The 14,655-nt window shown below is 63.6% G+C and carries 12 protein-coding genes; all 12 read right to left on the bottom strand.

Annotation, left to right across the window (positions count from 1 at the left end; all coding sequences use genetic code 11):
- Nucleotides 1–18: 18 nt before the first annotated feature.
- Nucleotides 19–1,479 (bottom strand): cardiolipin synthase, encoded by a 1,461-nt coding sequence (cls, locus tag GOC52_RS00060; protein ID WP_029550763.1) that lies wholly within the window; start codon nt 1,477–1,479, stop codon nt 19–21.
- 136 nt (nt 1,480–1,615) lie between these two features.
- The gene (locus GOC52_RS00055; RefSeq protein ID WP_005411740.1) at nt 1,616–2,029 is read right to left on the bottom strand and encodes an ExbD/TolR family protein; all 414 of its coding nucleotides are present in this window, start codon (nt 2,027–2,029) and stop codon (nt 1,616–1,618) included.
- Nucleotides 2,030–2,032: 3 nt separating this feature from the next.
- Nucleotides 2,033–2,458 (bottom strand): ExbD/TolR family protein, encoded by a 426-nt coding sequence (locus GOC52_RS00050; RefSeq protein ID WP_005411739.1) that lies wholly within the window; start codon nt 2,456–2,458, stop codon nt 2,033–2,035.
- Between the two features lie 62 nt (nt 2,459–2,520).
- On the bottom strand, nt 2,521–3,282 hold the full coding sequence (exbB, locus tag GOC52_RS00045) for a TonB-system energizer ExbB (protein WP_004132614.1): 762 nt from the start codon (nt 3,280–3,282) through the stop codon (nt 2,521–2,523).
- Nucleotides 3,283–3,376: 94 nt separating this feature from the next.
- Nucleotides 3,377–4,045 carry an energy transducer TonB gene (locus GOC52_RS00040; RefSeq protein WP_010487418.1) on the bottom strand — a complete coding sequence of 223 codons (669 nt, stop codon included), beginning with the start codon at nt 4,043–4,045 and terminating at the stop codon, nt 3,377–3,379.
- Nucleotides 4,046–4,188: 143 nt separating this feature from the next.
- Complete coding sequence (locus GOC52_RS00035) at nt 4,189–5,376, bottom strand: tetratricopeptide repeat protein (RefSeq protein ID WP_191850383.1); 1,188 nt, start codon at nt 5,374–5,376, stop codon at nt 4,189–4,191.
- Nucleotides 5,377–5,508: 132 nt separating this feature from the next.
- Nucleotides 5,509–6,315 carry a M48 family metallopeptidase gene (locus GOC52_RS00030; protein WP_019658801.1) on the bottom strand — a complete coding sequence of 269 codons (807 nt, stop codon included), beginning with the start codon at nt 6,313–6,315 and terminating at the stop codon, nt 5,509–5,511.
- A gap of 71 nt (nt 6,316–6,386) precedes the next feature.
- Entirely contained in the window at nt 6,387–7,232 is an 846-nt protein-coding gene (locus GOC52_RS00025; protein ID WP_191850381.1) for a CPBP family intramembrane glutamic endopeptidase, read from the bottom strand.
- Nucleotides 7,233–7,299: 67 nt separating this feature from the next.
- On the bottom strand, nt 7,300–9,759 hold the full coding sequence (gyrB, locus tag GOC52_RS00020; protein WP_010487426.1) for a DNA topoisomerase (ATP-hydrolyzing) subunit B: 2,460 nt from the start codon (nt 9,757–9,759) through the stop codon (nt 7,300–7,302).
- A gap of 112 nt (nt 9,760–9,871) precedes the next feature.
- On the bottom strand, nt 9,872–10,966 hold the full coding sequence (gene recF, locus GOC52_RS00015; protein WP_010487428.1) for a DNA replication/repair protein RecF: 1,095 nt from the start codon (nt 10,964–10,966) through the stop codon (nt 9,872–9,874).
- A gap of 981 nt (nt 10,967–11,947) precedes the next feature.
- Complete coding sequence (gene dnaN / locus GOC52_RS00010; protein ID WP_005411731.1) at nt 11,948–13,048, bottom strand: DNA polymerase III subunit beta; 1,101 nt, start codon at nt 13,046–13,048, stop codon at nt 11,948–11,950.
- Nucleotides 13,049–13,323: 275 nt separating this feature from the next.
- On the bottom strand, nt 13,324–14,655 hold the full coding sequence (gene dnaA, locus GOC52_RS00005) for a chromosomal replication initiator protein DnaA (protein WP_005411730.1): 1,332 nt from the start codon (nt 14,653–14,655) through the stop codon (nt 13,324–13,326).

Genomic DNA, 14,655 nt, shown 5'->3' with positions numbered 1-14,655 from the left:
CCGCAGTGTAGCGCTGCGTCAGAGCAGCGGCGAGGCCAGCCGGGCGAAGGCCTCGGGCAGGCGGTGCAGCCACAACGAGCGGCCGGCCTGGTCGCGCACCCGCGTGGAACGGTCGAACTCACCCTGCAGCAGTTCGGCCAGGGCAGCCACCCGGTCACGGTCACTGATCATCATCGACAGCTCGAAGTTCAGCCGGAAGCTGCGGTGATCGAAGTTGGCACTGCCAACGATGCAGACATCGTCGTCGGCGATGAAGGCCTTGGTATGCAGCATGCGCGGGCCGTACTCGTAGATCTTCACCCCGGCATGCAGCAGCTCGTCGAAGTAGGAGCGGGCGGCCTGGGTGACGAACCAGGAATCGCTCATCTTCGGTACCAGCAGGCGCACGTCCAGGCCGCCCAGCGCGGCCGAGGTCAACGCCATCCGCGCCGCTTCGCCCGGCACGAAGTAGGGCGTGACCAGCCAGACACGCTCATGCGCTTCCTGGATCGCCGCCACGTGCAGGCGATGGATCGTTTCCCAGCCCGAGTCCGGACCGGAGACCAGCACCTGGGCGTTGATCGCACCATCGCCGCGCAGCGGCATGTCGGCCGGCCACAGACGGGCGATGTCCATGCGCGAGGGATCCTGCCCACTTGCGTAGAGCCAGTCCTCGGCAAACACCAGCTGCAGGCTGCGCACCACGTGGCCGCGGATGCGCATGTGCAGGTCGCGGTAGGCATCCGCCCTGCGGCTTTCATCCTCGTCGTCGGTGATGTTGATGCCACCGGTGAAGGCGAGGCGCCCATCGACGATCACCAGCTTGCGGTGGGTACGCAGGTTCAACCACGGGCGCTTGAACGGCTTCAGCAGCTGCCGTGGGTGGAACCAGATCGCTTCGCCACCGGCGTCGAGCAGCGGCTGCAGGAAGCGGCGGGGCAGGGCGGAAGAGCCTACGGCATCGAGCAGCAGGCGCACCTGCACGCCGGCCTGTGCACGTTCCACCAGCGCGTCACGCAGGGCGGTTCCGGCATGGTCCGGGTTGAAGATGTAGTACTCCAGATGCACGTGGTCGCGTGCCTGTGCGACGGCCTCAAGCAGCGCGGCGTAGGTCGCCGCGCCGTCCACCAGCCAGGTCACTTCGGTGGCGCTGCTCGGCGCAAGCCCGGTCGTGGCCTGGGCGATCTTGGCCAGCTCGGTGCAGTCGGCGTCGGGTGGGCAGACGTCGCTGTAGTGCTCCATGCCCGACCGCGCGCGGCCACGGCGCAAACGCTGCCGCTTCACCTTCTGCGGGCCCAGCAGGTAGTAGATGAAGAGGCCCAGGTACGGCAGCAGCGCCAGCGACAGGATCCAGCTCAGCGTCGCCACCGGCTCGCGCTTCTGCAGCATGATCCAGCCGGTCAGCGCGAGCAGGTACAGCAGATAGGCCACCGCCAGGATGGTACCGAGGTGGGCAATGCCGTCCAGCCAGTGGCGCAGGGAGTCGAAGAGGGCGAGCATCCGCCGATCATAGCGGCGCATGCCACCCGATGGGATCCAACCTCGACCCGTGTGCCAGGATGAGAACAAAAAAAGACGCCCCTGTTTCCAGGGGCGTCTGCAGTCGCGTCATGACTGTTGTGTTGCGGTGTAGCGATTACTGCTGCACAAAACCGATCTTCTTCATCTGAGCGTTCTTCGCAGCGGCCAGAACCTTGGCCATCACGTCGTACTCGGAATCAGGGCTGGCGTCGATGCGCAGTTCCGGCTGGTTGGTCGGGTCACGCTGGACCTCCTGCTCCATCCGCTGCTGCAGCTCGCTGGTATTGATCGGGCTGTTGTTCCACGAGACCTGGTTGCTGGCGTCGATCTTCAGTTCGATCGGCGGCGGCGGTTCGACCAGCTGCGGCGGTGGGTTGAGCACGCGCTGCGGCAGGTCCACGGCGATCGGGTACGTCATGATCGGCGCGGTCACGATGAAGATGATCAGCAGAACCAGCATCACGTCCACGAGGGGCGTGACGTTGATGTCTGCCATGGGGCCCTTGCCACCACCACTACTGAATGCCATGGCTTATTGCCCCTTTTCTTTGGTCGCGACGAAGCCGACGTCAAGCATGCCCTGCTCCTGCGCGACCTTGGTCAGGTCGTTGATGACACGCATCTTGGTGGTGCGGTCACCACGCAGGTTCAGCGGCGGCTGCGGGGTCTGCTGGGCGGCGGTCGCCAAGCGCGACTCGAGAGTCTGCTTGTTGATTTCTTCGTCGTTCCAGTAGATCGAGCCGTCTTCCTTGACTGCCAGGGTGATCGGTCCGGAACGCTTTTCAGCGTCTTCCGGCTTCTGGATCAGGTTGGCTTCCGGCAGATCCACCTTGACCTTGTGGGACATCAGGGGCGCCGTGATGATGAAGATGATCAGCAGCACCAGCATCACGTCCACGAGGGGCGTAACGTTGATGTCGGCCATGGGGCCGCCGCTGTTACCACTACTGAAAGCCATAACGGGCTCCGTCTAGATCTTGGTGACTACTTACGTTCGTCGCTGGGTGACGCGCGCCGCAATTAGCGGACGCGCGAGCCGGTGGCGAAGAAGTCGTGCAGGTCGTGCGCGAAGGTATCGAACTTGCTGATGGTCGCGCTGTTGATCTTGCTGAAGAAGTTGAAGGCGAACACGGCCGGGATCGCGACGAACAGACCGATCGCGGTCATGATCAGCGCTTCACCCACCGGGCCGGCAACGGCGTCGATCGAAGCGGAGCCGGTGGCACCGATCTTGATCAGCGCGCCGTAGATGCCCCACACGGTACCCAGCAGACCGACGAACGGAGCGGTTGCGCCGACGGTGGCCAGCAGGGTCATGCCCGACTGCAGCTTGTTGCTTTCGCGGGTCACGGCCTGACGCAGGGCGCGGTCGACGAACTCCGAACGGCTCAGGTTCTCACCCACGCCGCCGGTGGCGCCGCCTTCAGCGCGCTGGTGGTGGGCAGCCGCCTGGGCAGCGTCCAGGGCGATCTTCGAGAACGGCTCGGAAGCCGGCTGTTCTTCCATCGCACGGATGGCGTCCTGCGCGTTCGGGGTGTCCCAGAACAGGCTGACGACGCGATCGGCGGCGCTCTTCAGGCGGGTAGCACGGAAGATGTTGATGACGGTCCAGTACCAGGACATGGCCGACATGACGACCAGGGTCAGCAGCACGACCCAGGAAACCGCGAAATCACCCGGCTTGGTGGTCATTTCGTGGATCAGGTGCTCGAAGCCCATCTGCGACAGGGCGTTGGACGGATTGCCCCCGGCAGCAGCGGCGATGAAAATTTCCTGCAGCATGACGCTTACCTTTGTTGTGTGTGGTGATAAAGGGTGTAGCTAAGCTAAACAATCGAACCGGGAGCGGGGGTGGCCACGCGGCCACCCGGGCGCATCAGTTCAGCGCAAAGTTGACCGGAACGCGAACGCGACCTGCCGTCTTCTTACCGCCTGCTTCAGCGGCGTTGAAGCGCCACTTGCGAGCCGCTTCCATCGCAGCACGGTCCAGGTCGCGGTTACGGCTGGACTTTTCCACCGTGACATTGGTGACGTTGCCGCTGGCATCGACATCAATGATCAGGATCACTTCGCCCTGGATACCCGCGCGGAAGGCTGCCGGCGGGTAGCGCGGCGGATTCATGGCCTTCGACGAGATGTCCACGCTGGCCTCGATCGAGGTCGGCGGTGCCGGCGGCGCCGGAGGCGACGGCGGGGTGACGATGTCGTTCGGGCGCGGTTCCGGCACGTCCACGACCGGCGCCTGCGGCGGCGGCGGGACCGGCGACGGCTTCGGCGGCGACAGATTCTTCACCGGCGGCGGCGGAGTATCGGTCGGCGGCGGCGGCGGCGGCGGCGGGGGCGGCGGCGGCGGGGCGTCGACGATCGTCACCATGACGTTGCGCTCCTTCTCAGCCACAGCCTTGGGAGCCACGGCGGGGATCAGGAGCATCATGAACGCGGCCAGATGCAGGGCAATTACAAACGCGATGCCGACGATGCGAGGCCAGCTCAGCCCCTTGTCATCGGGTTGTTCGTACCGGTGAACGACTAGTTGTTCCGTCATGCGCCAAGAGCTCAATAGTGGGGCCGGGATGCCGGGGGCGGAATCCCTGATCAGCGGTGCATGACACCGCAGGAACCTCCAAGCTTATACCAATCCTGAGCGCCTGCGCATCAACTGTGCAGGCATTCAGGCGTTATTCCTACTTACTTCAGGTTGATGATTTTTTTGGCATCAGCCTGGTTCTTCACACCCTTCGCCAGCGCCTGCTGGGCGGCCTGCTTGGCCTCCGGAATGCGACCTTCGGCATGCAGGACGCGTGCCAGGTTCAGGTAGGTCTCACCGTCCTTGGACAGCGGGGCAGCCTTCTGCCACGCATCGATCGCCTGCGGCACCTGGTCGGAGTAGTAGTAGGACTGGGCCAGCGCCAGGTAGACCTGGTAATCCGGCTTCAGGATGCCCTTCTGCAACCCTTCGTTGATGACCGCGATGACGTCCTTTTCCTTGTGTTCGGTGTTGGCATAGATCGAGTACAGCTGCTTGTACTCGCGCTCTTCGGTGAGCTGGCCGCTGCTGCGCAGCTTGTCCATCACCGCGGCGGCCTTTTCCATCTGGTCGGCCTGCATGTACATGCTGGCCAGATTCAGCTGGGCCTTCTTGTCGTTCGGGTTCTTGGCGGCCAGAGCCTCGGCTTCCTTCACCGCTTCGCCGGACTGGCCGGCTTCGGCGAGGGCCGCCATCAGCAGCTGGTTCCAGTTGTCCTTCGGTTCGGTGGCACCGGCGATGGCCTGCTTCAGCACCGGGATCGCTTCCTGGTAGCGCTCCAGCTGGTACAGCGCCTGGCCCTTGGCGATCAGCTCTTCCGGCTTGGTCGACTTGCTCTCGGCGAAGTACTTGTCCAGGGTCGCCAGGCCATCGGCGGTCTGGTCTTCCTGCAGCTGCAACTGGCCCAGCATCAGCATGGACTGGAAGTGGCCGTTGTTGTCCAGTCCGTTGAACTGCAGGACCTGCTTCAGGTAGGCAATGGCAGCCGGGGTATCGTCGGTCTGGTAGGCAGCCTGCGACGCCAGCTGCGCGGCCAGCGACTTGTCATACTCGTTCGCGGCGCTGTCAGCCAGGATCGCGTCGGCCTGCGTGCGCGTCTCCGGGAACTTTTCCTTGTTGTAGCTGTCAATCATTTTCTGAAGCTTGCTGCCCAGCTTGGCCGATGCCTTGACGGTCGGCTCCTGACGGGTCGCGTTGGGGTACAGCGCTTCGGCCTTGGCCTGCTTGCCGCCGCGGTTGCCACGCTCGGAGGAACGCGAGGATTGCGCGAAGGCATCAGTGACCACGGCGCCGGTCAGGGCGGTCGCGACGAGGACGGAAAGCACAGCTTTGTGGTTACGGAAAATCATCGTTCACCTCGATCGAACCGCCGGATAGCGGCAAAGTCGGACTGTCAGAAAAATCTGAGCCGCCAAACGTATCAGAAACAGATGGCGTGAGAAATCGTTTTATGTGCTGCAATACAGCATAGAACTGCGCACTCATCCGCACTTTGGCCGCAGCCCGGCGGCCTGCGCCTGCTGGTAGACCGGCGTCAGCCCCGGCGCATCGCGCCGCAGTTCCTGGATGCGGTTGGCCGGATCAGGGTGGGTGGACAGCCACTGCGGGCTGCGGCCACCACTGGCAGCCATCATGTTCTGCCACAAATCGACCGCCTGCGCCGGGTTGAAGCCGGCCTGGGCCATCAGTCGCTGGCCGATTACGTCGGCCTCGCTCTCCTGGGTGCGCGAGCCGGGCAGCAGGAAGGCCGCCTGCGCGCCCATTCCGCCAAGCTGGTTGACCGTGCTGGCGGCACCTTCACCGTACGCCGCACCGGCCAACGCACCGAGCACCGCCAGTCCGGTCTGTGCGCCCATCTGGCGGGTGATGCGCTCTTCGTGGTGACGGGCAATGACATGCCCGATTTCATGGCCGATTACGGCGGCCAGCTGATCCTGGTTCTTGGCGACGGTGAAGATGCCGGTGTTCACGCCAACCTTGCCACCGGGCAGGGCAAAGGCGTTGGGCTCCTTGTCGACGAACACGGCCGTCTCCCACCGTACGCCACGGTATTGAGGCGGCAGCTGCGCGACCAGAGCGTTGACCACGCACTGCACATAACCGTTCTGGCGGCCGTCGGTGCTGATCTTTTCCTTCTGCTTGGTTTCGGCGAACGCCTGTGCGCCGAGCTGGTCCAGCTGTGCCTGCGACACACCGCCCACCATCTGCCGGCGGCCGGTAGGGGAGGTCGTGGTCGCGCAGGCGCTGACCAGGGTGGTTATGACAAGGGCCAGCAGCAGTTGTTTCATGGGTCCACCCCCGTGTTCATATGCGCAGTGTGTAGCGTAGCGGCTTAATCTTTCGTCAAGCGGACACGGCGTTACGTTGCCCCGAAAAACACAAGCGCGGCAAGCGCCACGCCGTTGTTCAGGGCGTGCGCGGTGATCGCGGCCCAGAGCGTGCCGGTGCGCTTGTACAACCAGCAGAACGCGGCGCCCATGCCGCCATAGACCAGCCACAGCTGTGCGATTTCGGCCGGGCCGTTTGCACTGGTGCCAGGGATTTCATGGATCAGGGCGAAAGCAAGGCTGCTCAGTACAATACCCAGCCACGGGCGCCCCGCCTTCCACAGGCGTCCAAACAGCACGCGGCGGAACAGCAGTTCCTCGTAGGCCGGTGCCAGTACCACCGCGAACAGCATCAGGAACAACGGGAAGCGCGCGATCGCGCTCTGCATCAGTGCCAGGTTGGTGGGGACCGGTTCGATGCCGAACTGCTTGGCCAGGAAGGCGATACCGTTGCTGCCCAGCACGATCAGGGTCGCCACCAGCAGGGTCCAGCCCCAGGTGGAGGGGCGGCGCAGTGCCTGGCGCGACGCATGACGTTCGGCGGCGTTGGCCGGCCGTCGCCAGAAGTACAGCAGCAGCGCGGCGCCGCCGGTGGCAAACAGCGCCATGAGAATCTGCGCAAGTGCGCCGGGCTGGCCCAATGACGCCGCCACCGAACTGGCGTCGGGTGCGCCAGCGCCGGCCTGCGCGGTCGCGTAACCGACCACCACGCCACGGTACAAGCCCCACAGCACGCCGCTGATCAGGCTCAGGCCGAACAACGTGACAGCGGCGATGCCCAGGTCGATGAAGAACCCCGCCAACGGCGAAACCGCACGCGGCGCGACAGAAGACGGCGGAACCGGGGGCGGAGCGGAAACCGGGGCGGATGCGGACATCAGGTACCTGCGTTCAAGAGTCGAAAGCCGGCGCGCCTCCCCGCGCACCGGCCGTGTCCCGATTGTGTCAGATATCCAGGTTTGCGACCTTCAGCGCGTTGTCTTCGATGAAGTCGCGACGCGGTTCGACGACATCGCCCATCAACGTGCTGAAGATCTGGTCAGCAGCGACAGCGTCTTCGATGCGCACCTGCAGCAGTCGACGGGTTTCCGGATTCACCGTGGTGTCCCACAGCTGCTCCGGATTCATTTCACCCAGGCCCTTGAATCGCTGGATCTGGCGGCCGCGCTTGGCCTCCTCGAGCAGCCAGTTCTGTGCCTTGGCAAAGCTGTCGACTTCGATCGACTTGGCACCGCGGGAAATGGTCGCGCCTTCGCGGACCAGACCGTGCAGCAGCTTCGATGCCTGGTGGATTGCGCGCAGTTCGCCGCTTTCGAAGGCCGACATCGGCAGCACCTGGATGTGCTGTTCACCCATGTGGCGACGGGTCACCAGCACAGCGGCCGGGCGCTCGTCGTTGGCTTCCTGCAGTTCCAGCGTGAAGCGCGGGCTGCCCAGGCTGCCCTGGTTGAGGCGCTTGGCCAGTGCATCCAGGCCCTCGCCTTCACCGGCAGCGCGCAGGCTTTCCAGGTCCATCGGTACGAAATCGACCAGCGCTTCAAGCAGGTTGCGGTCGTAGCGATGTGCGTTGCGCTCGATCGAATCCAGCGCTGCCGCGTAGGCCAGCAGCAGCTTCTCCAGCGCAAGGCCTTCGATGCCGGGCTCGCCGGTGGCCGGCACCAGTGCAGCGTTTTCCACTGCGCTGCTGGCCAGGTAGCTGTCCAGCGCCGGGTCGTCCTTCAGGTACAGCTCCTGCTTGCCCTGCTTGATCTTGTACAGCGGCGGCAGGCCGATGTAGACGTAACCGCGCTCGATCAGCTCCGGCATCTGACGGTAGAAGAACGTCAGCAGCAGGGTGCGGATGTGGGCGCCGTCGACGTCGGCGTCGGTCATGATGATGATCTTGTGGTACCGCAGCTTGTCCGGGTTGTACTCGTCACGGCCGATGCCGGTGCCCAGCGCGGTGATCAGCGTACCGACCTGGTCGGAGGACAGCATGCGGTCGAAGCGCGCGCGTTCCACGTTGAGGATCTTGCCGCGCAGCGGCAGCACCGCCTGGTTCTTGCGGTTGCGGCCCTGCTTGGCCGAGCCACCTGCCGAGTCACCCTCGACGATGAACAGTTCGGACAGTGCCGGATCCTTTTCCTGGCAGTCGGCCAGCTTGCCCGGCAGGCCAGCGATATCCAGCGCACCCTTGCGGCGGGTCAGGTCGCGGGCCTTGCGCGCAGCTTCACGTGCACGGGCGGCATCGACGATCTTGCCGGCGATCGCCTTGGCTTCGTTCGGGTTTTCCTGCAGGAACTCTTCCAGGCGCGCACCGAAGGCATTTTCCACCGCCGGACGCACGTCGGAGCTGACCAGCTTTTCCTTGGTCTGGCTGGAGAAGCTCGGGTCCGGCACCTTCACCGACAGCACCGCGATCATGCCTTCGCGCATGTCGTCGCCGGTCAGGTTGATCTTGGCCTGCTTGGCGATGCCGTTCTGCTCGATGTAGTTGTTGAGCACCCGGGTCAACGCACCGCGGAAACCGGCCAGGTGGGTACCGCCGTCCTTCTGCGGAATGTTGTTGGTGAAGCAGTACATCGTCTCCTGATAGGAGTCGGTCCACTGCAGCGCCACGTCCACCACGATGCCGTTGTGCTCGCCGGTGACCGAGATGACGTTCGGGTGCAGCGGAGTCTTCAGCTGGGCCAGATGCTCCACGAAGCTGCGGATGCCGCCCTCGTAGTGGAAATCATCGCGACGGCCATCACCACGCTCGTCGGCAAGGACGATCTTGACGCCGGAGTTCAGGAACGACAGCTCGCGCAGGCGGCGGGCCAGGATGTCGTAGTGGAACTCCACGTTGTCGTGGAAGGCGACAGTGGACGGCCAGAAACGCACGGTGGTGCCACGCTTGGTGGTGGCTTCCAGCTTGGCCAGCGCGGTCACGGCGGCGCCGTTGCTGAATTCCTGCTGGTAATGGGAGCCGTTCTGGAACACGTCCACCAGCAGCTTCTGCGACAGCGCGTTGACCACGCTGACGCCGACGCCGTGCAGGCCGCCCGAAACCTTGTAGCTGTTGTCGTCGAACTTGCCGCCCGCGTGCAGGACGGTCATGACCACTTCGGCCGCAGACACTTCGCGGCCGAGCTTGGCGCTCATCTGCTCGTGCTTGCCGGTCGGAATGCCGCGGCCGTTGTCGGACACCGAGACCGAGCCGTCTGCGTGGATCGTCACTGCAACATGGTCGGCGTGGCCGGCCAGCGCTTCGTCGATCGAGTTGTCGACGACCTCGAACACCATGTGGTGCAGACCGGTACCGTCATGCACGTCGCCGATGTACATGCCTGGACGCTTGCGGACAGCCTCCAGGCCTTCCAGGGCGGTAATGCTGTTGGCGTCGTAATTGCCGTTGTTTGCCGGGGTGTTCTGTTCGTCGCTCATTGCGCTTGCCGTAGGCTCCGCAGGTCGGCCACCGCTTGGGGCGATGCGCCGAGAATGAAAGGATTCCAACCCGAATTATACCAGCCGGGGTCGAGCGGCCCTGGTGTGCCCACTATGGCACAGCCACGATCTGTGCATGTTCCACGTGGAACCGGGCGATGTGGGTCAGTTCCTGCAGCGCCGCCGGGGTTTCGGTGGCGGTGATGAAGATCTGTGCCGGGCCATTGAGCAGGCGCTCCAATACCCGCGCCTGGTGGGTGCGATCCAGTTCCGAAGCCAGATCATCCAGCGCGATCACCGGCCATTCGCCGCGCTGTTCCGCATAGTCCTCGGCCTGTGCCAGCAGGCACGCCAATGCCGTCAGCTTGGCCTGGCCGCGGGACAGCGCATCACGCCCCGGAATGCTGTGGAAATCCACACTCCAGTCCGCCCGGTGCGGGCCGACCGAGGTATACCCGGCCTGCCGGTCACGTTCCCGGGCCAGAAGCAAGGCATCGGCCAAGGGAAGCTCATGCCGCCGCCATCCAGGACTCAGGTCCAGTCCGTGGATGCCCAGTTGCGGCGCCAGGCTGGCGGCCAAAGTCACAGTGCGCTGCTGCAGACGCTCCAGGTAGTGCTGGCGGCGGCTGGTCAGCGGTTCTCCGGCCTCGGCCAGCTCGTGATCCCAGGTATCGAGCATCCGCGACGGCCCGCCCTGCTTGAGCAGGGCGTTGCGCTGCTTCAGCGCCCGGGAGTAGCGGCGCCACAAGGACAGAAAATCCGGTTCCACGTGGAACAAGCCCCAATCGAGGAAGCGGCGGCGGGGTTCGCCACCACCACTGACCAGTGCATGGCTCCCGGGCTCGAACGTCACCACGGCCAGTGCTGCGCAGAGATTACCCAGCTGCGCGACATCTTCGCCGTCCAATCGCCCCTTCCAATCCTGACCACTGTGGCGCAACCCGGCTTTTCGGCGGTGCGGCGGGTGATTGGCACGCTGTTCGTCCCATTCCACGAAGATTTCCAGCGCTTCCTGGCCCTGGCGCACCAGACCGTCGCGCACTCGACCACGGAAGCTGCGCCCATAGGCCATCAGGTGCAGGGCTTCGAGCACGCTGGTCTTGCCGGCACCGTTGTCGCCGGTCAGCAGGTTCAATCCTGGCTGGGGCGACAGGTCCACCGCACTGAAGCGACGCAGTTGATGCAAGGCGAGGCGGCGGATCTGCATGGGGCGCGAAAGACCATCCGCACGAGGCGGTAGAGGGGCAGGGAATCCATCAGCTTACTGCATCGGTCAAGCCGGGCGCGGGGGGCAGGCCGGTCGAGCCGAAGGTGCAGCTTCTGCACCCATCGATGGACGCGTTCCACGTGGAATGCGGGTGACGCGCCCGCGCGTTCCGGGCTGGAACGGCCCGAAATTTCTTCAAATCTGCGCGGGGTTCCAAGGCCCATACCCTCAGATTTCGCCAATTTCGCGAGCGCTGCAGGTCCATCGCGGGACACCTCGCGGGTGGTTCCGACGGATGACCCCGCCGATTCCTTCAAATCTGCGATCCGATGCCCTGGAGGGTTCCACAGATTTCAAGAAAATCAGGACGCTAGTTCCACACTGTCCACAGGAGGCATGTATGACTTATACACAAGGTATGGGCAATCTGTGGATAAAAAAGCCCTTTTGCTCAGCGCTGAAAACTATCCACAGGTTCCCCCCCAGGCCGGGGGCCCTCTATACAGGGGGTTTCAGGCTCATAAATCCCTTTAAAAACAAACAGATAATGCATTTCTCCACGAAATCTGGCTCTACCATCACCACCATGCTTTAGATTTATACCCAGATTTAGAAGCTAGGATTGCCCAAGTGTGCCCCCGAGCCGGCCAGTGGTCAGTGCCGTTTGCAGAAGCGAAGGACCTCCTCCCGGGGAAGATGATCTGCTGCTTCCACCATTGAAGATCAGGACAACGAAGTGGGACATGCGAAGCGCTCGCTGCCAGAACCCAGATCGCATGGAGCCCGACGAGCACTGCAAGACGAATTCCCAACGTCCTGGATTCCGAGTTGCTTCGAGCAAGCGAGATCGAGTTGGTGTGGGGCCGAGCAGGGCACGTCCAGGATTTCTACGATCCGTTTCGACAATGCTCCACGTGGAACATAAAAAAACGCCCGGGAGGTCCCGGGCGCTTCTGGGTTCCACGTGAAACAGCGTTTCCGTCAGAGACGCAGCGGCATCACCACGTGGCGCGACTTCTCGCTGCTGGATTCACGCACCAGCGCAGAGGAGTTGGAGTCGCGTAGCTGGATGATCACTTCCTCGTCGCGCAGGGCAGACAGGGCATCCAGCAGGTAGTTCACGTTGAAGCCGATGGCCAGATCGCTGACCGTTGTGTCGGCTTCGATCTCTTCCTGGGCTTCTTCCTGTTCCGGATTGTGCGCGCTGATCTTCAGGTTGCCCGGCGAGACTTCCACGCGAATGCCGCGGTACTTCTCGTTGGACAGGATCGCGGCGCGCTGCAGCGAGGCACGCAGTGCTTCACGATCAACCTTCACTTCGCGGTCGGCACCGATCGGGATCACCGCTTCGTAATCCGGGAAGCGGCCGTCGATCAGCTTCGAGGTGAAGGTGACATCGTCGCGCTTGACGCGGACGTGGCTGCGGCCGACTTCCAGCTCGATCTCGCGATCGCCGCTTTCCAACAGGCGCTGCAGCTCGGTCACGCCCTTGCGCGGCACGATGATCTGGCGCTTCGAACCGCTGGGCTTGGCCAGGTCGGTTTCGCAAAGGGCCAGGCGGTGGCCGTCGGTGGCAACGGTGCGCAGCGCATCGCCACGCAGGTCGAACAGCAGACCGTTGAGGTAGTAGCGCACGTCCTGCTGGGCCATCGCGAAAGCGGTGCGCTCGATCAGTTCCTTCAGGGTTGCTTCGCCGATGGCCACGCGCTCGGTGGCTTCCACTTCGTCCACCGACGGGAAGTCATTGGACGGCAGAGTGGCCAGGGTGAAGCGGCTGCGACCGGCCTGCACGGTGATCTTGTCACCGGTCTGCGAGACGGTAATCCGGCTGCCGTCGGGCAGGGCGCGGATGATCTCGAACAGCTTGCGGGCGGGAATGGTGGTTTCGCCGTCCTGGGCGTCTTCAACCGCGATCCGCGACACCATCTCCACTTCCAGGTCGGTACCGGTCAGCGACAGCTGGCCGTTCTGCACCTGGACCAGGAAATTGGCCAGAACCGGAAGGGTCTGGCGGCGTTCGACCACGTTGACGACCTGTGCCAACGGCTTGAGAAAGGCTTCGCGCTGCAGTGTGAAACGCATGTGGTTCCGTGCCCCTATGCTTTAAAAAATGTGGAATAAATCAAAAGCTTGGTGGTGCTGGTAGAGACAGAATCGCTGGAAAACAACGCTAAGTCTTTGTAAATAAAAGAATTTCAGACCTCGAAACCCTCTGTATTACCGACCCCCAGGGGGTGGGGAAAGCTGTGGATAAATTCGGCGCGATTTCAAACGCCATTTTTATCCACAACGTGTCCCGCGCTTGCTACCGGATTCTGCACCGTTTTGTGCGATGACGCCTCATCGGCATCCGTGCATCATTCGCTCAGCTTCCGGATCAGCTTGTCCCAGTCCTCGCGGAGCTTGCCGTCGGTTTCCATCAGGGTCCGGATCTGACGGCAGGCATGCAGCACCGTGGTGTGATCGCGACCGGCAAAGGCATCGCCGATCTCGGGCAGGCTGTGCTCGGTCAGTTCCTTGGTCAGGGCCATGGCGACCTGGCGCGGACGTGCCAGCGAGCGGGTCCGACGCTTCGACAGCAGATCCTTGATCTGCAGGCCGTAGTAGTCGGCAACGGTTTTCTGGATGTTGGGAATGCTGATCGCCTGCTGCTGGGCGCGCAGCAGGTCGCGCAGGGTTTCCTGGGCGAATTCGGTGGTGATCGCGCGGCCGGTGAAATTGGCGCGGGCGGTCAGGGTATTGAGCGCACCTTCGAGGTCGCGCACGTTGGAGCGCATCTTCTTGGCGATCAGGAACGCAACATCATCGGGAATCTCGGCACCGCGTTCGCGTGCCTTGGCCAGCACGATCGCGGCGCGGGTCTCGAAGTCCGGCGGTTCGATCGCGACCGACAGGCCCCAGGCAAGCCGCGACTTCAGGCGCGCTTCCAGGCCTTCGACCTCGCGCGGATAGCGGTCGCAGGTCAGGATGATCTGCTGCTTGCCATCGAACAACGCGTTGAAGGTGTGGAAGAACTCTTCCTGGGTGCGGTCCTTGCCGGCGAAGAACTGGATGTCATCGATCAGCAGCGCGTCGACCTGCTGGAACTGGCGCTTGAACTGATCCATGGTCTTTTCCTGCAGGGCCCGGATCATCGCGCTGAAGAACTGTTCAGAACGCAGGTACAGCACCTTCGCGCCCGGATTGGCCTGGCGCATGGCGTTGCCGGCAGCGAACATCAGGTGGGTCTTGCCCAGGCCGGTTCCTCCGTACAGCAGCAGCGGATTGTGCGCGCGGTCGCCCGGCTTCTGCGCTGCCTGGAAGGCGGCGGCCAGGCCCAGCTGGTTGCTGCGGCCTTCGACGAAGTTGGCGAACGTGTAGTGATTGTCCAGGTTGCCGGCGAACGGTACCTGCGGTTCACTGGACACATGCGCCGAGGGCGTGGAAACCGGCGCGTTCTGCGCCTCCACGGGACGCGGGCGCGAGCCGATTTCAAGAAAAACGTCGCTGAAACCGGCGAAATGCGCCAGCAGTTCGCGGATCCGGGCCAGGTACAGCTCGCGGACCTGGTCGACGATGAAGGCATTCGGTGCATACAGCACCAGGCTGTCCACGCGCAGATCGGCCTGCAGTGGCTTCAACCAGGTATGAACGTCTTCCGGCGGGAACTCCGCTTCGAGGCGCTCGAGACTACGGGACCAAGCATCCAT

The sequence above is a fragment of the Stenotrophomonas sp. SXG-1 genome (genome assembly GCF_014083965.1).
Lineage (GTDB): Bacteria > Pseudomonadota > Gammaproteobacteria > Xanthomonadales > Xanthomonadaceae > Stenotrophomonas > Stenotrophomonas geniculata.
Note: the sequence above shows the minus strand (reverse complement) of the source record. Positions and strands in the feature narration are given on the sequence as shown.